The following is a 26241-nucleotide window of genomic DNA, read 5'->3' on the forward strand; positions in this document are numbered from 1 at the left end:
CATCGTAAAGTGGAAAGTGAACAAGATATTTTTATTGGTTAAAAATATGAATTTTCAATTGTAATATAATATTTTGTTTGCATAAAGTTAGAAAATAGATGGATTGACCCGTAAAACAAATGTTTGGTACAATGAAGCGGGTTAGAAGAGTATATACATACAAATATATAACATGATTATTTGAATGAAGAACTGAGAAAATCCTTTAGTAAGGGATTATTTTATAACGAGGTGAATGGGGCATTGTTATCGGAATTATCGATTAGAAACTTTGCTATTATTGAAGCATTAAATATTTCTTTTCAAAAAGGTTTAACGGTTTTAAGCGGTGAAACAGGGGCCGGAAAATCGATTATTATTGATGCGATTAGTTTACTTGTAGGTGGCCGTGGATCAGCAGAATTTGTTCGATATGGAACAGAAAAGGCTGAGATTGAAGGGCTATTTTATGTTGAAGATGAGAAGCATCCATGTATTGAAAAGGCAGAAGAGTTAGATATAGAAATAGAAGATGGCATGATTATTTTAAAGCGTGATATTGCTGCGAACGGAAAGAGTGTATGTCGTGTAAATGGGAAGCTTGTTACACTTAGCATATTAAAAGAAATTGGGAAATCACTTGTTGATATTCATGGACAGCACGAAACACAAGATTTAATGAATGAAGAACGACATCTGTTTATGCTTGATCACTTTGATGGGGATCGAATCGTTAAACAATTAGACATATATCAAAATGTATACGCTGACTATGAAAAATTAAAAAAACAATTGAAATCGTTAAGTGAAAATGAACAACAAATGGCACATCGCTTAGATTTAATTCAATTTCAGCATGAAGAAATTCGCAAGGCAGATTTAAAGATGGATGAAGAAAATGAATTAACTGAGGAACGATTGCAAATTTCTAATTTTGAAAAGATTTATAAAGCGTTAGGTGATGCATATCGTTCGTTAAGTGCCGACGGACAAGGGTTAGATAATGTAAGAAGTGCAATGGGACAAATGGAAAGTATTACACATTTAGATGAAATGTATCAAGAGAATTATGATTCAATTGCAAATAGCTATTACTTATTAGAAGAGGTTGCCTATCAACTGAGAGAAAAGCTCGATATGATGGAATATGATCCAAATCGTTTAGATGAAATCGAAACACGTTTGAATGAAATTCGTATGCTAAAGAGAAAATATGGAAATACTGTAGAAGAGATTTTAGCGTATGCAGATAAAATTGAACAGGAAATTTTTACAATTGAAAATAAAGACGTTCATATTGAAACGACGAAGAAACAGTTGAAGGAATTAGAGAGTGTTATTCTGAAAGAAGCAACGTTGTTAAGTAATATGCGTCATGAGCTTGCAGAACATCTTACAAATGCAATTCATCAGGAATTAAAAGAATTATATATGGAAAAAACGAAATTTGAAGTGCGAATTATGAAGAGAGCAGGAAATGCAGAAGAACCCCTTGTGGAAGGTGCACCGGTAAGACTTACGGTGGATGGTTACGATCATGTGGAATTTTATATTTCAACGAACCCAGGAGAGCCGCTAAAACCACTTTCAAAGGTTGCTTCTGGCGGAGAGTTATCTCGTATTATTTTAGCTTTAAAAAGCATTTTTTCTAAGCATCAAGGGGTTGCATCTGTTATTTTTGATGAAGTGGATACGGGTGTAAGTGGCCGAGTCGCACAGGCTATTGCGGAAAAAATTTATCGAGTATCAGTAAACTCGCAAGTACTTTGTATTACGCACTTACCTCAAGTAGCTTCAATGGCGGATTCACATTTATTTATTCGAAAACAAGTAGCGAATGATCGGACAATTACATCAGTTACTGTTTTAACTATGGAGGATAAAGTAACAGAAATAGCTCGAATGATTTCTGGTGTAGAAATCACAGATTTAACGACAGAGCATGCGAAAGAATTACTTACGCAAGCGCATCATTTTAAACAGACAGCAGAGGCTATCCAGTAATGGATAGCTTTTTTTCTCAAATGACGATTTCTTAATTCTTCCGGTTATAAATAATGCACTGCAAGGAGAGATTAAAAAGTGAAGCCAAGAGGCTGAATGTGGGGTAGGAGCGAGGAGAGTGAACAAGTTGAAATTAGAAAAATTTCGAAAAATAATAGGTCTTTGTCTCCTTGTTTCTTTAGTTTTTATTGGATGTTTTAAACCGCTTCGAACGTTTATTTCATCACCGAAACAACTTGTTGTTTTTGAAGGACAACAATCAGAAATATCATCATTACCAGTTTTCAAAGCTTCATCCACAAATCGTCATGTATTTACAGTGAGTTCGAATGAACAAAAACAAGGACTTATGGTAAATTCTCATCAAAATGGTGAAGCTGATATGGTATTTCAGCTTGCTGGTTTTCCAGTGAAAAAAGTAAATGTGAAAGTGTTAAAAGATTTTAAAGTAATTCCAGGTGGACAATCAATTGGTGTGAAATTAAATACAAAAGGTGTACTTGTTGTAGGCCATCATTTAATTCAAACTGAAAAGGGTAAAATATCTCCTGGTGAAACAGCAGGTGTACAAATTGGAGATATGATTACTGAAATTAATGGTAAAACAATTGAAAGAATGAGTGATGTAGCACCGTTTATTCATAATAGTGGAGAAACAGGTGAACCGCTTAATCTTGTATTGTTAAGAGATGGAAAATATATTCGTACGAAGCTAACTCCACAAAAAGACAACGGTGAATCGTCTTATCGAATTGGCTTGTATATCCGTGATTCGGCAGCTGGAATTGGAACGATGACATTTGTTCATCCAGATTCTATGAAATACGGGGCACTTGGTCATGTTATTTCTGATAATGATACGAAAAAGCCGATTCAAGTCGAAGATGGACAAATTATGCGCTCGACAGTCACATCAATTGAAAGAGGTAGTCATGGGAATCCAGGGGAGAAATTAGCAAGATTCTCACCAGATCGTGAAGTGATTGGCAATATTACAATTAATAGTCCATATGGTATTTTTGGCAAATTAAATACGAATATGAAAAACGGTATAATGGATAAAGCGATGCCTATCGCATTATCTCATCAAGTAAAAGAAGGACCGGCAAAAATATTAACAGTTATTGATCAAGATAAAGTAGAAGCGTTTGATATTGAAGTTGTTAGTACAGTGCAACAAAAATTCCCAGCCACAAAGGGTATGGTAATAAAAGTAACAGATAAACGTCTATTAGCGAAAACGGGCGGTATCGTACAAGGGATGAGCGGAAGTCCAATTGTACAAAATGGAAAAGTAATTGGTGCTGTTACGCATGTATTTGTAAATGATCCAACATCAGGATATGGTGTTCATATTGAATGGATGTTACATCAAGCTGGAATTAATATTTATGATCAAGAGAAAAAAGCGAGCTAATATATATATTAGCTCGCTTTTTCTGTTGAAAAATTCGTTGAAATTTTGTAAAAGCTCCGCAAGAGGTGTTTTTTGTTGTAAAATAAAAGAAAAGGGTTGAACGTTTCGTTGTATTTCTATGATGGAATGTGTTGCGAAAGGGAATAAATGAACGATAAACATATTTTTTTGTGATTTTATCGGAAAGTAAGAAACTTTAAAAGGGAATTTTCACACAATTGTCGAACAATTCATGTAGCCTAGAAGGATACACATGTCGGAGAATCGATTCGGTAAGGGAGGAAAAGCTGTGGAGAAAATTAAAGTATGTCTTGTGGATGATAATAAAGAACTAGTATCAATGTTAGAGAGCTATGTAGCTGCTCAAGATGATATGGAAGTAATCGGTACTGCTTATAATGGTCAAGAGTGTTTAAACTTATTAGCAGATAAGCAACCTGATGTACTCGTTTTAGACATTATTATGCCACACTTAGATGGTTTAGCTGTATTGGAAAAAATGCGACATATTGAAAGGTTAAAACAGCCTAGCGTAATTATGTTGACAGCATTCGGGCAAGAAGATGTGACGAAAAAAGCAGTTGACTTAGGTGCCTCATATTTCATATTAAAACCATTTGATATGGAGAATTTAACGAGTCATATTCGTCAAGTGAGTGGTAAAGCAAACGCTATGATTAAACGTCCACTACCATCATTCCGATCAGCAACAACAGTAGATGGAAAACCGAAAAACTTAGATGCGAGTATTACGAGTATCATTCATGAAATTGGTGTACCCGCTCATATTAAAGGATATATGTATTTACGAGAAGCAATCTCCATGGTATACAACGATATCGAATTATTAGGATCGATTACGAAAGTATTGTATCCAGATATCGCAAAGAAATATAATACAACAGCAAGCCGTGTGGAGCGCGCAATTCGTCACGCGATTGAAGTAGCGTGGAGCCGTGGGAATATTGATTCTATTTCGTCCTTATTCGGTTATACAGTATCCATGTCAAAAGCAAAACCTACGAATTCTGAGTTTATCGCAATGGTTGCGGATAAGTTGAGACTTGAACATAAGGCTTCGTAAACGCTGTAGTATCAAGGTGTTAAGCGTATTTCATAATAAAATTTAATAACCAAAGAATTACGTATGTAGGCAATAAAGTACATAGGTAATTGGCGGTTAATTTAAAAACCTTCTATTTATTGGATTGAAATTTTGATTCCAATAGTTAGGAGGTTTTTTTGTTGTATGAATAACTTTCAGATGAATGTTGAAAACTTTTTACTTCATTGTGATGCAAAGCATCTAAGTAGAAAAACAATTCGGTCGTATGACCAAACGTTGAAGTTATTTGCTTCATATTTAGAAAAAGAACTAAAGATTACGGATGTTGATAAGGTAAAACCTCTTCATATTCGGACATATATTAAATATTTACGGGAACGTGGTAAATACACATTTACATCTAATACGGCTAGTGAACAAATTAATTATCCAACACGTAGAACAGATTATGGAAAGACCATTAGTGAAACAACAATTGCTAATTACCTTCGTAATATTAAGGTGTTTTTCAACTTTTTAGAAGCTGAAGAGGATATCGTTAAGAATCCGGTATCTAAAATTGAATCGATTAAGCCGCAACGGAAACAAAAGATATTGTTATCGGTAGATGAAATAAAGAAAGTATTATACTCAATCGATATAAGTACATTCCATGGGCTTAGAAGTTACGTCATGATTAAACTTATTTTAGATACAGGTATACGTGCAGGAGAATGTTGTAGTATGCAAGCCGAAGACCTAGATATAAAAAATAAAAGTATCCTAATTACGAATCCAAAAAATAAGAAACAACGCTATGTGTATTTTTCTAATATCATGGCTAGCGATCTAAAGCGTTGGTTGAAGTATAAGGATAGATTTAGTGATGCAGAGTATTTGTTTCCTACGATAAGAGGGACAATGTTGAACGTTAATAATTTCGAGGCGAGTATTAGAAGCATTGGTAAAAAGGTAGGTATACATTTTACACCTCACCAATTAAGAAATAACTTTGCAAAGTATTACGTTCTTAATGGTGGTGATTGGTTTAGCTTGTCTAGGGTATTAGGTCACTCATCGGTAGAAGTAACGCAAAGGGCGTATTTAGACTTTACTGATGATGAAATTAAAAATAAATACCAACGTCATTCGCCATTAGCAAGTATGAAATTTTAAGCCAAAGAAAAAAGTCACCTACTGCAATAGGTGACTCAAAGTTAAAAGTTATGTTTTAAAACTAAATAACGGATAATCCTTCATTTAGCCCTTGTATTATACCATTTTTTAAAATCGGTGTACAAGAGGTTTAGTTTCTTATTGTCTTTTTAAGGAACTACGGAGGTAATTTCCGAACGTGGGAATGACCTAACACCACGCTAAACACTTGAACAGGTGAGAACCAGCCAACGTCAGAAAATGGGGTTCGTAGGCACGTTAGAAGCTTTCCTCGTTTGCTTGTGTCTAGTCTATGTGGAGAACGCACATAATCAGTTTGGTGGTTGCTTGGTGTACTACGGTACAGGTAGCAACGAATAAGAAAGGTAACATTAGGTTACGAGTAATTAAGGATATGTCAGCAGTACAATTCCTTTCCTAAGTCTTTCGGCATGATGGACAAGCATGACATGTTAAAAGTTCGTTGTAGGTGAAAATCTAGTGTTCAAATGAGGTGTTACTATACGGATTCCTTAACCCGATAGACCATGAGAAGTGACAATGAACGTCTGCTTTATATCGCATTAACTTTTTATTTTTGCAATGTAAGGTAGTCATTCTGTGCCCTAGCCGTTGTCCTGTACCCTCATCCCATGATGAAGGACAGACCGCTGATGTCAATACGTTTAATTATGTTTTTGAAACAAATTAAAAAATATCTAAAAACTAACTATGATACAATAAGGAGAGGATAATTAAGGAAATATTGGAGGAGAAGATGAGTAATTATAGTCTTAGTATTTTAGATAATTGCAAAAGTGGATTAATGGAAACTATTGAGAGTTATTCTAATAAAGGAGAATTTGACTATAACTGGCGTTTAAGTAATGGTGAATATCAAAAAGCAAGAAAAATCCTTATGAGAATCTATGATGAGATGCAAGAGGAGATACATGAAGCCATAAAAAAATGTAGAGACGTCAAAGAATTTATTCACCACCTTCATGGTATAGCTTATATGGGAAATTATGATTATGTGGATATTCAACTTGAGATTAGCGAAATGTTTAATCCCGTAATGGATTACATAGAGAATAAAAATATAGAAGTTAAACTTATTTATATTAAGTGCGATGTACCAAAAGAATTAACATATGAACATATATTAGAGGATTTAAAGCAATGTGATAAAAGAATAGCCGACGGAGACTACTCAGGTGCTATAACAAGGGCACGGAGATTAATTGAAGGCGTCTTTAAAGAAATTATATTTAATGTTACTGGTGAAGAAGTAGATGGTAATGAAAAATTACCGGCATTATTAAAGAAAGTGCAAAAATGCTTAAATTTAGATTCCGGTGATGAAAATTTAGCTAACCCATTAAAACAGGTGATAAGTGGATTAGTTAATGTGGTTAATGGATTAAATATGATTCGAAATAAAGTAGGGGATGCCCATTCAAATAATTCAAACTTGAGTCTACATCACGCGTTATTAGTTGTTAATGCTACTAAGACTTTGGTTACTTTCTTATTTCATACATATGAGTATCAGAGAGAACGAAATACATTAGTAGTTAAAAAATAAGATGATGGAGATAGAAATATGAAAAGAAAATGGAATAAAGAAGGTCTTTTAAGTGGAATTGGTGGAGGGATATTAGGAAGTATATTGATGGCTACCGTCATAATTTTATTTTCAAAGTTTGATGAAAAAGTAATTACTAATGTTGTAACTCTTATTGCTGGGCTAGGAGGAGGGATAATTTCGGGATTACTTACAATGTTAGGAGTAAGATATACAATTAATGAACAAAGAAGGATAGATGATGAAAAAAAAGGAAAAGAACACAAAGAATCTATCATAGAGAAAATTTTATATTTACGTAAATTAAATGAAAGTGTTACAGAGTGTCATCATGCTGTGGTTGATGTGGCAATATCAAAAAAATACTTGGAATCGTCAAAAAAAATAGAAGAGTTTAAGGAACGATTACAAAACTTTGATGAAATAAGACAAGAATTAGAATCTAAGTTAATAGCAGAATCATTACAGATTAACAATGAAGTTTATAAGACTACTATTCAGTGTATAGAAATGATGAGGTCGTATAGTATTAGTGCACGGGCAGTTTTCTTATTAGATGATAGTTCGTCGGGTATCTCAGAGGAAAAAGAAGAGATTGTAAAATTGATAAGTGAGTCTTATAGGATATTAATTAAAAAAGTATATGAATTGGATACAACCGTTTCAGAGGAATTACGTGAATTTGAAGGGGCAATGCTTAACTAGGGTAGTATTGATTATAAGATGTATGTGTATAGCATTAATTTTTTATCAGTATTAATAAAAGAGGTCGTGTAAACAATATTGTTTATCATTGGTAAATGGGATACGGCAGTATAGTTACAATTATACAAGATAAATAATTTTTAATTTGTTATCAATTAATGTGACAAACTAACGAAAAATATTGTATCTATTAATGTATAAGACAGGAAAGAAGTTAATACTACGCAACAATATATTATGAAACCTTGCGTAATATTAACTAGTAGTATTTAGTATCTTCCCGAACGAATAAACCAATAAGCCTTGTATAAAGAAAGCCCATGGGACGTAAGCACTAATAACGATGATAACCAAGACGTTAGCAGCGATCATGACATTGATTCACGGTTATTCTTGTACAAGCTTCATTGCAAGGGTATGCGGGTTATATAGCGAATCATCCGAAAGGAAACGGAAGAAACGGTGTTGGGTGTGAGAAACGCACCGTACGGCGAAATATAAAGCCGATAAGCTATATACGGGCGGTATAGTAGTTTTATAAGCTATAACCGTTTGACGTCAATGTAACCAATCTCAATTCGAGACCTCGGCATCTAAACTAGTACGAATGAGTGGGCGTTTTAACCTCGTAAATTTTCAACAGGGGTTACTATGTCAAAACGTCATTCAGATTTCCTAACAAACTTGCCAGCATAAAATCTTTTAAACGATTTAAAAGAATTTCGACCACTAACCTAACCATGGCTAGAGGAAAATATAAGTAACTACCACTAGCTACAATAGGGTAATATAGAGTGTAAACGATGTGTAGATTAAAAACTAAAGTAAGAAGGTGGAGAAGTGAACAGAAAGACAGAAGGAGTAAGTATCAAGCCATTAAGACAAGATAGTGAATTCATTGTTCTAACGTTGTTTCTTATCTTGGTGACATCGACAACAAGTTTTAAAAACCCCGGATTATCGGATTATGTTGGAATTGCATCAACAATCGTACTGATCGTAGCCATCGGACTTAAACTAATAGCAAATTGGTATAACAAAAAGGACTAGAAGACGATTAGTAATAAACCATACATAAAAGCGAAGATAATCAGCTAGAAATCGCAATCTCGGTGATTTGCAACGTTCTAATGTTTGATGTAAGTTTTATTTGACATACGTTCTACTTGATGGAGTCCCTTATGGGGGATTCTTTTTTTATGAAGCACTTACGTTTTCTCCTTTATTATCAATTTCATATTTCTCTCGAAGCCAGCGATCTATTTCGCTAGCTTTTCTTTTTTGAAAATAAATATCCCAATTTGTCTAATTCGTCTTGTACCGAAGGGCTTTAGAAGGATATAAGGGTAGGGAAAGCTTAACGACTTCCCGACCAATGCCAATCATTTCAGTTATAACTATCGGGTTATATTCCTACCTAAAACGGGGCGTCGATTATTCGGCGTCCTATTTCTATTTCAAACAATCAAAATTCTACATATAAAACGGAGGTCATTTCATGGAAAACAATAAAGCATTAGACATCATGTTACACGGGAAAACAATTCGATTCTTCCGTTCCTTAAAAGGTGTATCTTGTCGAGAACTAGCGGAGATAAGCGGCGTTAAACAATCATTACTTCATAAGTTCGAAACGGGGCGTCGCAACATAACTCAATTATCGAACTATCGTATCACACGGGCATTACAAAGTATGGAACTGGATTTAGACGAAATACTTGTAATCAACTTGTATGTAATCCAAAAACACGGGGGTATCACATCAAATGAGTAAGAAGCTAACACCAACACAAAGGGATTTTGTAGCAGAAGCTTTTTATAGAAAACGAACTGGAGAAAGTTACATCAGTATTGCGGAGTCATTCGGTATCGACCGTAGGACCTTGTTCGGATACAGAAATTGCGAAGAAGGTCAGCAAATTGAAAAGGAATTGCGTCAGAATCTCATATCACAATCCTTTGAGAGTATTATGGAAACCGTGATTGATAAAGCCCGTCTAGGGTCGTTCCAACATGCGAAATTGTTTATGCAGGTTACTGGAAAGTTGAAAAATGAGGAAGTGAACGTAAAGCAAGAAATGAACGTTACGAAAGAAACGACGCCAGAATTGCTAGCACAAATTGACGAGTTACTCAAACAATAGGGGGATATAAATTTATGGGACTACTATTTAAAAATAGTGTAGAAAAAGCGGATAATATCATTGCGAAGTACGAAGCGAAACGCAAGGAACTACAAGGGAAGATTGTTCAATTAAATGACGATGCACGTTTCTTGCAAAGTGAAATAGAAAATGATTTCCAAAAGGCAATCATGGAAGATGGTAAGCCGAACGAGAAGTTAAAAACTAGCTTAAACAAAGTTTGTGAAGAACGTAAACAGGTTCAAAAGGTACTAGGTAATATGGACAATCTTTTGGGGAAAGCACTCGAAGGAATCCGTGAGGAAGTCGAAACAGACCGTGAGAAGGTTTTCAAGAAAGCAATGCAAGAACAGGAAGACATGGCGACGAAGTTAAAGGATGCGAAGCTAGCTTATTTGAAGTTACTTGTTGAATATAGCGACGCAGCGGGTAACGTTGACCGTGAATTAACTAAGTTTGGTCAGATTGAACAGCGATTAGAATTAGAACCTATTCCGCATTATAAACGTCGTACGTTTGAATTTAATGTGAACCGTAACTATGACAATACTTTTCATCCAATTATAACAACCGAAGATTCCAAAGGGGCGTTTGGTGGGCGTTTAGGCTACTACGCGATCCAATACGAAGGGCAAACGAAATAGGAGGAAATAATTATGGAAAACCAAGAACTAACACCATTACAATTGATAATGGTTGGGTATGAAGAATTGAAGAAGGAAGCAACAAAAGAAGAAGACGCGGCGGCTTCGCTTGCGAAGGAACAAGCGAAGGTTGCTGAAGGCGTTGCAATGAAACAGACGGGAAAGACGTTCTATGAAATGTTTAACGAAGGTAATCCGTTTAATAAAACCGTGCCGGCACACTTGCTTGTTAAAGCGGGCTACGATATAAATAAGCAACCCGAAGATGCAGGAACAACAGAATAATAATTGTAAAGGGCTAGTGACGTTGTAGTGGACGTTTCTAGTCCTTCTTTTTCGTTTATATGAATAACTAAAACGCGTAGTGGAAGATAGGGTGTCGTAGTGAAGGGGATAATGAAGTTTAAATAAACGGTATCAACGTCCACAAATCGTCCCAAATACGTACTAAAATTAGTTTCATCTTTGTGAATGAATCACGAGGGAACCCACGTCATTGTTGAGGTTATACGTTATATTAATAGCTTCGAAAAAATGGTGATGGGAATAGATACAAGTGAATTATGGTGTCAGGTATACAACAGAAAATGGACACAAAAAAAGGAATTCTGTTTACAGAATCCCTCTCTCCTTTGCGATTGCGTATAGTGATGATCGTGTTACATTATATTCTTCGCATATCTGTTTAACCGTGTACCCGTTTGATTTACGATTCGCTAACATTTCCAAAGCAGTATTTAAAGCTTTATTGTTATCGTGGTACTTCTTCGGCTTCGTCTTATACTTGCCGTTTGCCTTTGCAATTGCAATGCCCTCACGTTGTCTTTCTAGCATTATCTCACGTTCGAATTCAGCAACAGATAGTAAAACATTCATAATTAGCTTGGATGTAGGAGAACCGTCGAATAAGCCCATATTAAGAATGTGTAATTTGATTCCTTTTGCGGTTAGTTCTTCAATTAATGAAATGCCGCCCTTAATCGTTCTAGCGATTCTATCAATCTTTGTAATGACTAAAGTGTCCCCCGCTTTTAACGTAGAAAGCATTTCTTGCAATCCTTCACGGTGCATATCCTTTCCTGACTTCTTATCTCGGTATATTTCCGTAGCACCTGCTTCTTCCAGTGCTTTTAATTGTGCGTCTAAATTCTGTTCAACCGTACTAACCCTTGCGTATCCAATAATCATATGAAATGTCCCCCGGTGTCCTTTTTTCTATCCTAATTGTATATCTAGAAAACAGACATGTCAAATGGATGTTGTAAACCGCATGGAATCAACAAAGGACATAGTGTCCGAAATCCCCTGCCATAATGGACGTTTGGTAAATTTAAAGGGGCGGTGCATTATGGATTCGCAAGGATTAAAAAGGACTTCGCACATAGACGGGGGCTATCTAAATCAAAAGGCGGTACACTTCAAGCGGGGCTATGTATTTAAACGCCCCCGTACATCGTTTGTAATCCTGCCATTCCAAAGGGGATGGTTATTGTTATGCACGAATACTACCCGCACGGCAGGACGGTTACATCTGTATTCCATTACTATCTATTGCTATCAATCGTAGCGTAAGTAATACGTCATAGCGTTGGGCAGATTGCGTCTCGTAATACTATCCCGTATCTTATCCCACATTAGAACTATTACTATCTAATACTATTAACCTGTTCCATAACTCCATCGTTTATGAAACATTATTTGTCACTGCTACTGAATCCCTTTAAATCAACATTGATTTTGTTTCATAACTTCGTATCAAAACCTTTTCTTGTTTTCATATCATTTTTCTACTTGAATTGATTCATTTTGATTATTAATATTCAATTCTTCTTTCATTACTTCTTTATCTACAAACCTTCCTGAAGAAGCCGTTCCATACAAAATATATATGTAAATTTAATCGAATAAAGGTAAAGACCTCCCGCCATGCGGGAGGGGGTACTTAGTTTGCCATGTAGGGCGTTTCAATAATACACACTATATTTTTCAGTTGAAGACGAGAATCCCAGCAATCAGTAAACGTTAAATAAATTTTATAATAAAAAATTAATTGAGTTTGGGAATTTTCATGTTAGTAATAGTTCTTCGTATTTTTAGGAGTTGCCTTCATAGTATGCAAAGAAAAGTTAGAGAAATTGAGGAAGAATGAATAATCTTCCTTTCTATTAATCAAAAAATAAGTGTCACGAAACTTATGACTACGGAAGAACAGAAAGTATAAGAACAAGAAATACTTTCGGAGGAATTTTATTATGACAAAATTAATTACAAGTCAAGAAACATTTATTATTGACGCTAACGTTCGTGAATCTCACATGAACCGTGTAGAGGTACTGGAAAAGGTGAAAGGCTTGCTACTATTACCTAACTTAGAAATGGCAACTACGAAACAAGTTGCGGATTTTTACGAAGTAAACCAAAATACGCTACGCCAACTAATCAAAGAACATCGTGACGAACTAGAACAGGACGGGCTACATTATAAGAAATATGCTGAAATTAAGGCGTTAGGTAATCTCACGCCTAAACTGAATGAACTAAATGCATTAGGTATTAGCCGTGCGGGGGGAAACGTATTCCCACGCCGTGCAATCTTACGCGTTGGTATGTTACTTCGCGATTCAGAAATTGCAAAAGAAGTTCGAACTCAATTGTTACACATCGAAGAGAAAGCAACAAGTGAAGCTAAAGTCGCGGATATTGATGAAGAGATACAATTACAAATGGCGATAGGACAAGCATTTATGTCGGGCGATATCAACGCACTAGCACATGCTTCTGAAAAATTAATAGATTTTAAAAGTCGTCATATTACTAAAATTGAAAACAAGTTACAAGAACAAAAAACGGTAATTAAAACGTTAGCAAAAGAAGAAATGCGGTATAAAACTCCTGAAAAGATTCTTCGCAAGCTTGTTAATCGTTATTCTGTAGTTATTCACGGTACTATTGGGACAAATAAAGGTTGGCAAGACCTTTGCAGTCATCTTGTAAATAAGTTGGAGAAAGGAATTAATCTGAAGTCTCGAAGAACTAACGCGAGAAGAGGTAACCCTAGGGCGTCGTATATAAGTGTCATCCGTCCTGAAGAATTTGAAATCATTATTCCTGCAATGGTGGGAATATGTATGAGTAGTGGAGTGGATGTTTCCGATATCCTGAAAGATGCTTAAAGACAAAAAAACCGCGATCTGAAATCGCGGTTTTTTAGTTAATTAGAGTTTCTTTCTATATTAATTGTGATGCTAGTCCTACGGGGCTTTGGTGTTTGTTCAGGCGTCACTTCTGTTTCGGCTAATTTTTTACATTCCATATAAAGTTTAGAAGAAGAATCGTACACGTAGAATAATTTTTCATTCGAGTCCAGTTCTTTATAGAAGACTAATCTATTTTCGTCCATTTGATAATCATATTTTAAATTAGCTACTGACTTAAATGTTTCTTCAGAAATAGGCTGAATATCATATTCGTATTTTGTATTTCTAGCGGTAGTGATTTTATGGAGTATAAAGAAATATAGTAGGCTAAATACAAAAGCCAAAAGTGGTATATCCAAAAAGAAAGCTAAATACTGTTTGTTTATAATATATTCACATGAAATTGAGAAGATTAATAATATGCTAGTTAATATATGAAAAATGAATACTTTTAAATGCCAGTTTGTTTTAATTATACTTTTAAATGGTTTTATAGGTATTAAGGTAATAATGAAATATATAAATAATAAGAACCATATAATAGCATTCAAAATGAATAAGATAGAGTGCCGATATTCGTGTAAAGCCGGATAGAGGAGAAAGCTATAAATAATATATACAAGAGTTCCTATAAGTATGCCTATTGTATAAGACCAAAACTTCAGTTTTAATTGATTAGATTTATCTTTAAAGCGTCCGTCAAGTGCGTTCGTTGTTGCTACATTAATAAATTGATTAATGATGTATATGAAAGCAGCTGTAGTGGCACCTAAAAGTGCTACAATGACGGGGGAAAACTTACTTATGGTTTCAATAGATAATTCGTTAAACATTTCATTTGTTCAGTCCTTTTTTATAATATTTATATAAAATATTATAACAATTTTAATGATTAACAAAAAGAAATTTTTGGTATTTATCAATATTTTTGATTCTAATTTTTAAATTTTAAATGTTATTACATAAACAATGCATGCAAAAAAACTAGGTTATTACGCCTTGTCTTTTTTGTGTTTCAGTGCCGTCATTCCATATGAAAAATAATTTTTATCGATATAGTGTCACGTTTTGTGCGTATAGAGAGGAATAGAAAGAGAGAGAGGTAGTTTCTTTCCTGTCTTAGACATTTATAAATACAACATTTTTTGTAGTTTTGTCACAACAAACTTAAAAATATTTTTGAAAATTATGGGGGCAGCAACATGAGATTATACAAAAAAGAAAAGAAAACGCATATTCAAATACATCAGGAAGATAAGTTGGAACGAATAAAGCGAATTTATGATGATAAAAAAGTAAAGCAGGTGCTTGCGGTAGAAAAGGCGTGGGATAAGTATGCAATGCTTCGATTGGAAAAAGGAGAAGATGCTTTCTATATCATATTTAATGATTATTTAATAAGGTTTTTGATGCGATCTACTCTTAATAAATTTGAAAATGCATGGAAAAACAAACGGATTTTTCGAGATGATTTCGAAAGCGTATTTTGGGAGAAGTTATGGCATGTTTGCCAAGAACATTCATGGAATGATGAGTATTATTTGTATGAAAAAATCAGAAAGTCATTAGAATGTACAGGTTGCAACCTAGTAAAATCGAAATTAACGACGGATAAGAGAAAGGCTAATCATCAAAATGTTGACCTTATGGCGGATTTAGAAAAGATTGATTCGTCGTTTCGTATTGAGGGCGATGTAGAAATTAAACTCCTGATTAAACAGTATTGTAGTGATATTGAAGTGGATTTAATAACAACATATTTAGAAAGTCCACATTTATCATATCGAGATTTAGGGTGTTTATATGGTGTGAATCATCCTGAGAAAGTGAGACGAACCATTGAGTCTGCAAAGCGGAGGTTAAGAGAAGGGATTGACTGGCGAAATTAGGTATTTGTTTAATGAAGATAAATCGATGATTTTTTGATTGCATGTTATATTAAGATTAGGAGAAATTTTACAGAGAGGGAGTATAGATAATCGTGTCAGTGAGTAAACACCAATTTTTTGAAATGTATGGAACAGGACGAGAAGATGACCGGTGGGATTTTAAAGAAGATTTACATGTGAAATCAAAAGAGAATTTTTATTCGTTTGTAAAAGATGTACTAGCCTTTTCTAATAGTGGTGGTGGATATTTACTTTTAGGGGTAAAGGATAGAACACTTGAATTGGTAGGTATAGAAGAAGAAATAGATGAGGCGAATCTAGGAGAAAAAATTGAATCGACGCTAGGATATTCGATAAGATTTAGTCTATTCTACTTTGAGTATGAACAAAAAGACAAAGCACTAACTCTTGGAATTATGTATATACATGAAAGTGATAAAATAAATGTATCACCGAAAACTTTGAATGGACCGAAAAAGGCAATTGTTCAAGAGAATACAATTTATGTAAGAAGAAATACGAGAAGTGTAAATGCCAATAGAGAAGATTTCGAAAAGATTGGGCATCGAATAAACAATGCTGGCGAGTATGAGTTTAAAGAATCGGATTTAATGATATTAGAACGTAATAAGGAACGTTCGGATTCACTAGCAATAAAACTTGAAAAATATATTAAAGGAGAGTTTGTTTTTACATCAAACGAATTTGGTTATAAGTTGAATGAACTTTATAGACATCAAGTTAAGTATAATAAGTTAGAATTTGCAAGACTTTTAGGATTTGAAAATCATCGTATAGATGATTATTTTGAGGGGAAGCTATTTCCTACTTTAGAACATATTTTAAGGGCGACAACAATATTTAATTTACCATCAGATTACTTCTTTACACCTACATTACATATGGAATATCCAATATGGCAAGAACCGCTTGTTAGCTATTGTATTATTGAAAAAATGAAGTATAAGGATGATTTGTTTCATTGTGAAAAAAATAAGTTCTTTAGTGATGTCTTATGGCAATTAGCAGGGGGGATGAGGACATTTAGTGAATGGCTACATTCGGAAAGAATTCCTATACAGAGTATTACTAATAACAAACCGAAATATAAATATATAGATGATCGTTATCTGTATTCTTGCGTAAATTATATGAATGATATAGAGTTATATAACTTTAAAGTGCATTTAGAAAATCAATATTATAAAGTACTTGAGTACTGTCCTAATAGTGATAGGATGAATGGTGATTTAACCGTTGAGGAACAAATATTGAATACTTTAATTCAAGTGAATACACAGCTTGTTTGTCGAATTATTACTGAAAGTATTAAAGAAATACATATAAATAACGGTGAAATTGAGGTTAAATTACATTTTTTTGAAGATATCATAAATGGAAAAGTTGTAGGGCGTAATTATTTACCAAATACTTTTACTTTGGAGTTTATATAAATAGTAAAGTGTAGGTGTAATCATATAGATTTTTAAGTGTAATGCTTTTAAAAATAATATCTTCCTTATTATATAAGTTCTAGATATTATATATGGGAGATGAAAGATTTGAGTAACAGAAAGAAATCAAAGAATAAACGAACGATTTGGGCCTTTATGCCAAGAAATCAACTAGGTCAAGTAATGATATCTGTTATGGCACTGTTAGTTTCTATTAGTGCGGTAGTAATAACAAGTACTACAAATAAACTTATGGAACAACAGATGGAAATTACAAAAGTTGAAAAAAGACCTCTTATTAATTTTAAAGGGAATTACGAAACCGATGAAAATGGCTTTGCAATTAGAGAGAGTTTAGCTATTCATAATGAAGGTGGGCTAATGGAAGAGTTTGATTCAAAGATGCTTACTTTCTTTGATATTGGTGTATGGGATTATAGTAAAGATGACGTAGAAAAGCATATCGTAGTTCCGATAAAAAATTATTACTTTGGATTTACAACAGGGGCTTTGCAAAAGGAAATAGTTACGTATGATAATAAATTCTTCAAAGAGGGAAACAACAAGAAGATAATCGAGGTAACAAGAGAATTTTCGAAACTGAAGGAACCCCTTGAACAAAAACAAGCAAAAAAAAGCAATTACCACTTCGAGATAGGTGGAGGTGAATTTAAAACGTATTGCAAAGTGGAATATAAGGATATTTATGGTGAAAAGCAAGAATTATATTATGATGTTAGTACTTCCGGTGCTAAAAAGATAAGTACAAAACAGGGTAAGAGTATTTTTGAGAAAATTGAATCTAGTACAGGGTTTGATATTGAAGAAGTCAGTGCAAGTAAACTATTAGATTATGTGGAAAAGGAAATGAAGGATTAACTACACAAAAAATAACATTTGTTAGGAAGGCTGATTCTTGGTTTAGTATTGAAGGTATTTTGGATAGATGATACAATTAAATTTAGATAAGCAATAAATTCTACACTTCTAACCAATAAATAGAAGTTTTTAATAATTGTTATGAAATATACAATGCCTTGATATAGTGATGGTTATACAGTATCCATGTCAAAAGCAAAACCTACGAATTCTGAGTTTATCGCAATGGTTGCGGATAAGCTGAGACTTGAACATAAAGCTAGCTGAGAGTAGAAGTAGAAAAGGGTTTTTGTTTTAGTAAAACCGATGCATGCTGGAACTCTATACTCGACAGTAATTTTAAAACTAATAAACTTTTTAATGAAAGACCAATGAATGTTATAATTCGTTGGTTTTTTTATTTTGTTTAGAAAAAGAGATTATTTGATATTATGGAAAATAAAACCTATTTTTAGTAATATTACATGTAAGTGAGTTTTTTTATAAGACAATTAAATAGATATAGATAGGGGGAAGGGGAATGAAAAATAAAATTTCAACTTGGCTAGGAATAGTAGCAGCTATGGGAGTTCTTGCTATTGCAGTTACATTTGGGATGTTAGAACTTGCCGATAATCCAGTAGATAAAGAAGTGAGCGCTCAAATAGATAAAAAAGAAGACCAAACAATAGTAGGTAGAGAGGTAGATGGGGTCTTTGTTGATGTGTATGTTACTGAAAATTCTACTGAAAGAGAAGTCATTACAGCGATGCATCGCATGACTCATCAAAAAGTGGTGGCAGAACGAAAATCGGGCTCTATCCCAATGATTCAAAATAATGCTAAAAAATTAAAAGAAATCATAAATAAGAGTAGCTTTTCGAAGAAAAATGAGCTATTAGCAATTGCTAATAGATGGGCACAAAAAGATTTTAGTAAAATTGTAGAAGATCACAATTATTTCTCGGATGTTCAAGAAGATAACGTTTGTAAAGCAACTAGAGCGGTGGATGCGGTAGAAGAGCAACATTATATTTTAACTACATTCGGGGAGGAAAAAGCGAAAGAACTATACGAATCAGGGGATGCTCCGCACGTTCAATAAAAAATAATATAAAGGGCTTCTAGTTTTTTATGATCGTGTTTAAGGACGCAATGGGGGGCTTATAAATAAATAGTCTGCTTTCTTTATGATTTGTAACAAAAATAATAAAGGAACGGCTAAATCGCATCGTAGCACATCTGTTAAAGGATTTTAGCAGGGAAGTCATCCGTGATATAATAGAAAATAATAAAAAGCCCTGCAAAACAGGACTGTATTATTCTTCGTCTTTATTTTGTTTTTCTAATTCAACTAGCTTTTGAATTAAAATGTGTTGCGGCATATGCATGAGTTGTTCAAGTGGAACACCTAGTGCTTTTGATAAGCGGACTGCAGTATCTGGAGAAATTTGCAATGGTCTCATAGAAGTACCTCCTTTTTCGTATAGTATAGCATAAGATTGGGGGAGTGAGGATGACTCTTATATTTGCGCATCGTGGTGCGGCTGGAACGTACCCAGAAAATACAATGCTTTCATTTGAAGCGGCTGAGTCTTTTAGAGCGGATGGAATTGAACTTGATGTTCAATTAACGAAAGATGGAAAAGTTGTCGTCATTCATGATGAAACGGTGGACCGGACTACAAATGGAAAAGGTGCGGTTCGGAATTATGTATATGAGGACTTATGTAAGTTAGATGCAAGTTATAAATTTGGTGATAAAGTAGGTTTTTGTAAAATACCACTTTTAGAAGAGGTATTAGAGTGGCTTGAACAAACGAGTTTGCTACTTAATATTGAACTTAAAAATAATAAAATTCCATATAGAGGTTTAGAGGAAGAAGTTATAACGCTTGTACGGAAATTTAGTTTAGAGGATCGCGTTGTATTTTCTTCGTTTAATCACTACAGTATGAAACGGTGCCATATGATGGCTCCTGATATTCAAACTGCAATTTTATATCGCGAAGGTTTGCATAGTCCGTGGGCATACGCGAAAAAAATGGGGGCTACAGCAGTACATCCGAATTATCGTTACCTTCAAGATGCTATTGCTGAACTAACGATGGAAAGTGGTGTAGAGGTTCGCCCTTATACAATTAATGAAGAAACGCTTATGCGTAAATATTTTGATATGAATATATCGGCGATTATTACTGATTACCCTGAAACGGCAAGAACGTTATTGCCGATAAAAAAATGAGACCGCGTGTAACGGTCTCATTTTTTTATTTATAAATAGTGGGGCATTCCTATCTTCTGAAGCGAGCTTGTACTTTATTTCGTTTACGATCTCGGTGTACGACGAAGCCACCAAAAATATAAAACCCGAGCCCGAAGCAGAGAGCGCCGATTAAAAATTGTAACCACAGTATAGAGATTGGTGGAAATAGAATCCCGAATACAGTATCTCTCATTAACTTTATACCAAACACAGCTAATGAAATAGGGATGAGTGCTAATGATAGAGCAAGGTAACGCTGCATATAAACGCTCCTTTTCAGATTATTTTGTTTATTTTAATGATGTTATATGAAAAGGGGGTTTGTCAAGAGGGGGTTGAACGAGTAAGATAAGGGTGTGAAAAAATTTGCAGAGTTACTTCGAGAGGAAGTGTAATATATGAAACAAAAAGTATTAATTGTTGGTGCAGGTGAAGGCGGGAGCGCACTGCTGAATCTGTTATATAGTTCGAATATATTTCAAATTATAGGGATTATTGATATAAATCCGTTGGCAAAAGGATTACAAATTGCTAAGGAATATGGAATTGCAATTGGAGAAAGTGTAACTCCATTTCTTTCTATGCATATCGATGTAATATTTGATATGACAGGTGAAGATGATGTACATAAAGTTTTATTGGAAAAAAAGAAAAAAGACACTCTTCTTATACCAGGTGATATTGCAAAAATTGTTACAGGATTAGCGCATGAGAAGGAAGGGTTAATTGGGCGGTTAGAGGAACAAACGCAACAAGGAGAATTAATTTTAAATTCTACGCATGACGGCATGATCGTAATTGATCAAGAGGGACAAGTTCGTCTTTTTAATAAAAGTGCAGAGCGTATTATCGGATATAAAAAAGAAGAGGCGATAGGAAAATATATTTTAGAAGTTATTCCGACTAGTAAATTACTTCGCATTATACGTACGAAACAAATAGAAGTAAATTATGAACTAACATTAGAGAATGGAAAGAAAATTATTACAACGCGTATACCGATATTAAAAGAGGGCGGAGAGGTACAAGGGGCATTTGCAATTTTTAAAGATATAACAGAAGTTGTAGATTTAGCGGAAGAAGTTACAGACTTAAAAGAAATTCAAACACTATTAGAGGCGATTATTAACTCATCTGAAGAAGCGATTTCGGTTGTGGATGAAAAAGGAAGAGGTTTAGTCATTAACCCGGCATATACGAAATTAACGGGTTTAACAGAAGAAGATATTATTGGGAAGCCTGCTACAACTGATATTGTAGAAGGCGAAAGTATGCATATGAAAGTACTTCGAACGCGTCGTGCGGTGCGCGGAATACATATGAAGATTGGGCAAAAAAAGCGCGATGTAATTGTAAACGTAGCGCCAGTTATTGTGGATGGAATATTGAAAGGAAGCGTCGGCGTTATCCGTGACGTGTCGGAAATTCAAAAGTTAACAAATGAATTGAATAGAGCGAGGCAAATCATTCGCACATTAGAAGCGAAATATTCTTTTGATGATATTGTCGGAAATTCAGATGAAACAACTGCAGCTATCGAACAGGCGAAGCTAGGAGCGAATACACCGGCAACGGTACTGTTACGCGGTGAATCTGGGACTGGTAAAGAATTGTTTGCCCATGCAATCCATAATGGAAGTAATCGAAAATACAATAAGTTCGTCCGTGTAAACTGTGCGGCCATTTCGGAGACGTTGTTAGAAAGTGAATTATTTGGTTATGAGGAAGGGGCGTTTTCTGGAGCGAAAAGAGGCGGGAAACGTGGGTTCTTTGAGGAAGCGAATAACGGTAGTATTTTTTTAGATGAAATAGGGGAGTTATCTGCAAATACACAAGCGAAACTCCTTCGTGTATTGCAGGAAAAAGAAATTGTAAAAGTTGGTGGAACGAAAGCGATACCTATTAATGTTCGAGTAATTGCAGCGACACATGTGAATTTAGAAAAGGCTATTCTAGAAGGGAAGTTTAGGGAGGATTTATATTATCGATTAAATAAAATTCCAATTCAAATTCCATCTCTTCGTCAACGTAAAGGAGATATACCGAAAATTGCGGACAGGTTGATTCAAAAAATTAATCAAGATTATGGTCGTAATGTAGAAGGGCTCACTGATTCAGCTATTTTATATTTACAATCATACGAATGGCCAGGGAATGTGAGAGAACTTGAAAATATTTTAGGACGAGCGATTATTTTTATGAATTATAACGAGATATATATTGATGTACAACATTTACCACCATTACATAACGAAGAGCAGGTGGAGTCAAAGCAATCTCATTTATTACCTGAATTAGAAGAAAAGCCACTTGAACATTTAGTGACAGAGTTTGAAGGGAATATTATTCATGAATATTTGGAGAGATTTGATGGGAATAAAACACAAACTGCAAAAGCGTTAGGAATTTCCGTACGAAATTTATATTATAAGCTAGAAAAGTATGACCATGCAAAAAATAGCATGCAATAAATTGCGTACTGTGCAATTTATTGCATGGTATACAAAAAGCGACAAAATAAGACAGAATCTTTTGTTATTTTCCAAAGTATTGATTTTACTGCATTTTGAATGCGTTTTCATTATTGGTAAGACCACTTTTAAAAGTTGGCACGGTATTTGCTTTATAAATAGACGAGGGACGACGGAAAGGGTTGATTACAAAATATGAAGTTAGAATACTTAATTGATCAAGCAGCGGGACAGCCTAAAAAAACTGTAGCTGTAGCAGTAGCTGAAGATCATGAAGTAATTGAAGCTGTAGCGAAAGCAATTAAATTACAGCTAGCTCAATTTCGTCTATATGGAAATCAAGAAAAAATAATGGGGATGCTACAAGAACATGGTTTACAAACTTCAGAACATGTTGAAGTGATTGCAGCAATGTCTAATGCAGAGGCTGCAGAACTTTCTGTTAAAGCTGTGAGAAATGGTGAGGCAGACGTGCTTATGAAGGGGAACATCCCAACAGCGAATATTTTGAAGGCTGTGTTAAACAAAGAGTGGGGCCTACGTAAAGGTAGCGTACTTTCACATGTAGCAGCATTTGAAGTTCCAAATTATGATCGTCTTATTTTCGTTACAGATGCAGCGATGAACATCGCACCTGATGTAACACAAAAAGCTGCTATTATACAAAATACTGTAGAAGTTGCCCAGGCAATAGGAATCGACTTGCCAAAAGTGGCACCAATTGCAGCAGTAGAAGTTGTGAATCCAGCGATGCAGGCGACAATTGATGCAGCGATGTTAACACAAATGAATCGCCGCGGACAAATTAAAGATTGTATCGTTGATGGACCACTTGCTTTAGATAATGCAGTATCACAAATTGCAGCAGAGCATAAAGGCATAGTAAGTGATGTAGCAGGTAAGGCAGATATTTTACTCGTCCCAACGATTGAAGCTGGAAATGTGCTATATAAATCACTCGTATACTTTGCGGATGCAAAAGTAGGAGCAATGATTGCTGGCGCAAAAGCACCGATTGTTTTAACATCTCGTGCTGATTCAGCAGAAACAAAAGTATATTCATTAGCATTGGCAGTTGCGACTGCTTCAAAATAAACCAAAAAGGGTAAAACATTAGGGGGAAACGACAATGACATTAGAAATCTTCGAATACTTAGAAAAATATGATTATGAGCAAGTGGTATTTTGTCAAGATAAAGAATCTGGTTTAAAAGCAATTATTGCAATTCATGATACAACACTTGGACCGGCTCTTGGTGGAACAAGAATGTGGACATATGATTCTGAAGAAGCGGCGATTGAAGATGCATTGCGTCTTGCAAAAGGGATGACATACAAAAACGCAGCAGCTGGTTTAAACTTAGGTGGTGCGAAAACAGTAATTATCGGTGATCCTCGTAAAGATAAGAGTGAAGCAATGTTCCGTGCACTAGGACGTTATATCCAAGGACTAAACGGACGATACATTACAGCTGAAGATGTTGGTACAACAGTAGATGATATGGATATTATCCACGAAGAAACTGACTTTGTAACAGGTATCTCACCATCATTCGGTTCTTCTGGTAACCCATCTCCAGTAACTGCATACGGTGTTTATCGTGGTATGAAAGCAGCTGCAAAAGAAGCTTTCGGTACTGACAATTTAGAAGGAAAAGTAATTGCTGTTCAAGGCGTTGGTAACGTAGCATATCATCTATGCAAACATTTACACGCTGAAGGAGCAAAATTAATCGTTACAGATATTAATAAAGAAGCTGTACAACGTGCTGTAGAAGAATTCGGTGCATCAGCAGTTGAACCAAATGAAATTTACGGTGTTGAATGCGATATTTACGCACCATGTGCATTAGGCGCAACAGTTAATGATGAAACTATTCCACAACTTAAAGCAAAAGTAATCGCAGGTTCTGCAAATAACCAATTAAAAGAAGATCGTCACGGTGACATCATTCATGAAATGGGTATTGTATACGCACCAGATTATGTAATTAATGCAGGTGGCGTAATTAACGTAGCAGACGAATTATATGGATACAATAGAGAACGTGCACTAAAACGTGTTGAGTCTATTTATGACACGATTGCAAAAGTAATCGAAATTTCAAAACGCGATGGCATAGCAACTTATGTAGCGGCAGATCGTCTAGCTGAAGAGCGCATTGCAAGCTTGAAAAATTCTCGTAGCACTTACTTACGCAACGGTCACGATATTATTAGCCGTCGCTAATCATTCATATATAACTTTTACAAAAGGTGTGGTTACCTCTTATGAGGTTTCCGCTTCCTTTTGAATTTATTAGTGGAGGTAGCAACATTGTCTGTAAATCGAATTCTTGTTATTAACCCAGGTAGTACATCCACAAAAATTGGTGTTTTTGATAATGAAAGACCCGTTCTAGAAGAAACGATTCGTCATGACGTAGAACAGATTGGAAAATATAAGCGAATTATCGACCAATATGAGTTTCGAAAAGAAACGATTTTAGAAGTTCTACATTCTCATGGTATTAACATTTCAAAATTAAACGCTGTTTGTGGACGTGGTGGATTACTTCGTCCAATCGAAGGCGGTACTTATACAGTAAACGATGCGATGTTAGAAGATTTGAAAAATGGCTTTAGCGGTCATCACGCTTCAAACCTTGGAGGCATTTTGGCATATGAAATTGCTTCTGGATTAAATATCCCTGCATTCATTGTGGATCCTGTCGTTGTAGATGAGATGGAGCCGGTTGCTCGTATAAGTGGCATTGCTGGTATGGAACGCAAAAGTATCTTCCATGCATTAAATCAAAAAGCAGTTGCTCGTAAAGTAGCTGAACAGTTAAATCACAAATACGAGGATTTAAATTTATTAGTTACACATATGGGCGGTGGCATTACAGTTGGTGCTCATAAAAAAGGAAGAGTAGTCGATGTGAATAACGGTTTAAACGGAGAAGGACCATTTAGTCCAGAGCGCGCTGGTACAGTACCAGTAGGGCAACTAGTAGAAATGTGTTTCTCTGGTGAGTATTACCGTGATGAAATGATTAAAAAACTTGTCGGACAAGGTGGACTTGTAAGTTTAATCGGTACAAATGATGCGATTAAAGTAGAGAAAATGGTTGAAAAAGGTGATCCTGAAGCAACTCTTATTTATAAGGCAATGGCATATCAAGTTGCAAAAGAGATTGGCGGAGCTAGCGCTGTACTTCACGGGAAAATCGATGCAATCGTATTAACTGGTGGACTGGCATACAGTAAAATTCTTGTCGATGAAATAAAAGAGCGAGTGGACTGGATTGCAGATGTTATCGTACATCCAGGCGAAGATGAGTTAGAAGCGTTAGCAGAAGGAGCACTTCGTGTGTTACGTGAAGAAGAAGCTCCAAAAGAATACGTTGTACGTGAAAAAGAAACGGTAGCTAGGGGTTGAGATA

Annotated in this window: 24 protein-coding genes and 1 pseudogene; 21 read left to right on the forward strand and 4 right to left on the reverse strand. The window is 35.0% G+C overall.

The window, feature by feature from the left end:
• The first annotated feature begins 243 nt into the window (after positions 1-243).
• From recN to ACLBXA_RS03605, 10 genes are all read left to right on the forward strand, one after another.
• Positions 244-1983, forward strand: a complete 1740-nt coding sequence (recN, locus tag ACLBXA_RS03560; RefSeq protein ID WP_000947759.1) for a DNA repair protein RecN — start codon at positions 244-246, stop codon at positions 1981-1983.
• A 118-nt stretch (positions 1984-2101) separates the two neighbouring features.
• Positions 2102-3400, forward strand: a complete 1299-nt coding sequence (gene spoIVB, locus ACLBXA_RS03565) for a SpoIVB peptidase (RefSeq protein WP_002000940.1) — start codon at positions 2102-2104, stop codon at positions 3398-3400.
• A 289-nt stretch (positions 3401-3689) separates the two neighbouring features.
• The gene (gene spo0A / locus ACLBXA_RS03570) at positions 3690-4484 is read left to right on the forward strand and encodes a sporulation transcription factor Spo0A (protein WP_014894889.1); all 795 of its coding nucleotides are present in this window, start codon (positions 3690-3692) and stop codon (positions 4482-4484) included.
• A gap of 165 nt (positions 4485-4649) precedes the next feature.
• Entirely contained in the window at positions 4650-5621 is a 972-nt protein-coding gene (locus ACLBXA_RS03575) for a tyrosine-type recombinase/integrase (RefSeq protein WP_001058887.1), read from the forward strand.
• A 757-nt stretch (positions 5622-6378) separates the two neighbouring features.
• Positions 6379-7188, forward strand: a complete 810-nt coding sequence (locus tag ACLBXA_RS03580; RefSeq protein WP_000073984.1) for an abortive infection family protein — start codon at positions 6379-6381, stop codon at positions 7186-7188.
• A gap of 18 nt (positions 7189-7206) precedes the next feature.
• A complete protein-coding gene (locus tag ACLBXA_RS03585; protein WP_000824600.1) occupies positions 7207-7893 on the forward strand; it encodes a hypothetical protein in 687 nt (228 codons plus the stop codon).
• A 1498-nt stretch (positions 7894-9391) separates the two neighbouring features.
• A complete protein-coding gene (locus tag ACLBXA_RS03590; protein WP_000429760.1) occupies positions 9392-9667 on the forward strand; it encodes a helix-turn-helix domain-containing protein in 276 nt (91 codons plus the stop codon).
• On the forward strand, positions 9660-10037 hold the full coding sequence (locus ACLBXA_RS03595) for a phBC6A51 family helix-turn-helix protein (RefSeq protein ID WP_000038768.1): 378 nt from the start codon (positions 9660-9662) through the stop codon (positions 10035-10037). Before ACLBXA_RS03590 ends, ACLBXA_RS03595 begins: the two co-directional genes overlap by 8 nt.
• A 14-nt stretch (positions 10038-10051) precedes the next feature.
• Positions 10052-10681 carry a hypothetical protein gene (locus tag ACLBXA_RS03600; protein ID WP_447617102.1) on the forward strand — a complete coding sequence of 210 codons (630 nt, stop codon included), beginning with the start codon at positions 10052-10054 and terminating at the stop codon, positions 10679-10681.
• A 12-nt stretch (positions 10682-10693) separates the two neighbouring features.
• Complete coding sequence (locus tag ACLBXA_RS03605) at positions 10694-10966, forward strand: hypothetical protein (RefSeq protein WP_000431210.1); 273 nt, start codon at positions 10694-10696, stop codon at positions 10964-10966.
• Positions 10967-11293: 327 nt separating this feature from the next.
• Here the strand turns inward: ACLBXA_RS03605 and ACLBXA_RS03610 are convergent, their stop codons facing one another.
• Complete coding sequence (locus ACLBXA_RS03610) at positions 11294-11869, reverse strand: recombinase family protein (RefSeq protein WP_000583554.1); 576 nt, start codon at positions 11867-11869, stop codon at positions 11294-11296.
• 1064 nt (positions 11870-12933) lie between these two features.
• On the opposite strand from ACLBXA_RS03610, the gene ACLBXA_RS03615 reads away from it, so the two are divergent.
• Positions 12934-13854 carry a hypothetical protein gene (locus ACLBXA_RS03615; RefSeq protein ID WP_000163731.1) on the forward strand — a complete coding sequence of 307 codons (921 nt, stop codon included), beginning with the start codon at positions 12934-12936 and terminating at the stop codon, positions 13852-13854.
• A gap of 38 nt (positions 13855-13892) precedes the next feature.
• Here ACLBXA_RS03615 and ACLBXA_RS03620 read toward each other — a convergent pair whose 3' ends face one another.
• Positions 13893-14711 carry a hypothetical protein gene (locus ACLBXA_RS03620; protein WP_000481461.1) on the reverse strand — a complete coding sequence of 273 codons (819 nt, stop codon included), beginning with the start codon at positions 14709-14711 and terminating at the stop codon, positions 13893-13895.
• 369 nt (positions 14712-15080) lie between these two features.
• Between ACLBXA_RS03620 and ACLBXA_RS03625 the strand changes: the two genes are divergently transcribed.
• From ACLBXA_RS03625 to ACLBXA_RS03645, 5 genes and pseudogenes are all read left to right on the forward strand, one after another.
• Positions 15081-15767, forward strand: a complete 687-nt coding sequence (locus ACLBXA_RS03625; RefSeq protein ID WP_447617103.1) for a sigma-70 family RNA polymerase sigma factor — start codon at positions 15081-15083, stop codon at positions 15765-15767.
• A gap of 92 nt (positions 15768-15859) precedes the next feature.
• Positions 15860-17221, forward strand: a complete 1362-nt coding sequence (locus tag ACLBXA_RS03630) for an ATP-binding protein (RefSeq protein WP_000116558.1) — start codon at positions 15860-15862, stop codon at positions 17219-17221.
• Between the two features lie 99 nt (positions 17222-17320).
• Positions 17321-18100, forward strand: a complete 780-nt coding sequence (locus tag ACLBXA_RS03635) for a hypothetical protein (RefSeq protein WP_003310453.1) — start codon at positions 17321-17323, stop codon at positions 18098-18100.
• A 171-nt stretch (positions 18101-18271) separates the two neighbouring features.
• Positions 18272-18367 (forward strand): annotated as a pseudogene (locus ACLBXA_RS03640) (sporulation initiation factor Spo0A C-terminal domain-containing protein); the annotation flags it as partial.
• 253 nt (positions 18368-18620) lie between these two features.
• Positions 18621-19184 carry a PRK06770 family protein gene (locus ACLBXA_RS03645; RefSeq protein ID WP_447617104.1) on the forward strand — a complete coding sequence of 188 codons (564 nt, stop codon included), beginning with the start codon at positions 18621-18623 and terminating at the stop codon, positions 19182-19184.
• Between the two features lie 214 nt (positions 19185-19398).
• Here the strand turns inward: ACLBXA_RS03645 and ACLBXA_RS03650 are convergent, their stop codons facing one another.
• Positions 19399-19545: a YycC family protein gene (locus tag ACLBXA_RS03650; protein ID WP_001247671.1), complete on the reverse strand. Its 147-nt coding sequence runs from the start codon at positions 19543-19545 to the stop codon at positions 19399-19401.
• Between the two features lie 50 nt (positions 19546-19595).
• Between ACLBXA_RS03650 and ACLBXA_RS03655 the strand changes: the two genes are divergently transcribed.
• Entirely contained in the window at positions 19596-20324 is a 729-nt protein-coding gene (locus ACLBXA_RS03655; protein ID WP_000172594.1) for a glycerophosphodiester phosphodiesterase, read from the forward strand.
• A gap of 49 nt (positions 20325-20373) precedes the next feature.
• Here ACLBXA_RS03655 and ACLBXA_RS03660 read toward each other — a convergent pair whose 3' ends face one another.
• Entirely contained in the window at positions 20374-20607 is a 234-nt protein-coding gene (locus ACLBXA_RS03660; protein ID WP_001190195.1) for a DUF2627 domain-containing protein, read from the reverse strand.
• A gap of 136 nt (positions 20608-20743) precedes the next feature.
• On the opposite strand from ACLBXA_RS03660, the gene ACLBXA_RS03665 reads away from it, so the two are divergent.
• The 4 genes from ACLBXA_RS03665 (at position 20744) to buk (ending at position 26237) form a co-directional block, all read left to right on the forward strand.
• Positions 20744-22816 carry a sigma-54 interaction domain-containing protein gene (locus ACLBXA_RS03665; protein ID WP_000810981.1) on the forward strand — a complete coding sequence of 691 codons (2073 nt, stop codon included), beginning with the start codon at positions 20744-20746 and terminating at the stop codon, positions 22814-22816.
• 195 nt (positions 22817-23011) lie between these two features.
• Positions 23012-23911, forward strand: a complete 900-nt coding sequence (gene yqiS / locus ACLBXA_RS03670) for a phosphate butyryltransferase (protein ID WP_000764673.1) — start codon at positions 23012-23014, stop codon at positions 23909-23911.
• A 34-nt stretch (positions 23912-23945) separates the two neighbouring features.
• Complete coding sequence (locus ACLBXA_RS03675; RefSeq protein ID WP_000171355.1) at positions 23946-25046, forward strand: leucine dehydrogenase; 1101 nt, start codon at positions 23946-23948, stop codon at positions 25044-25046.
• 87 nt (positions 25047-25133) lie between these two features.
• Positions 25134-26237, forward strand: a complete 1104-nt coding sequence (gene buk / locus ACLBXA_RS03680) for a butyrate kinase (RefSeq protein ID WP_000115782.1) — start codon at positions 25134-25136, stop codon at positions 26235-26237.
• The last annotated feature ends 4 nt before the right edge of the window (positions 26238-26241 follow it).

This window comes from Bacillus sp. D48C (assembly GCF_053345735.1).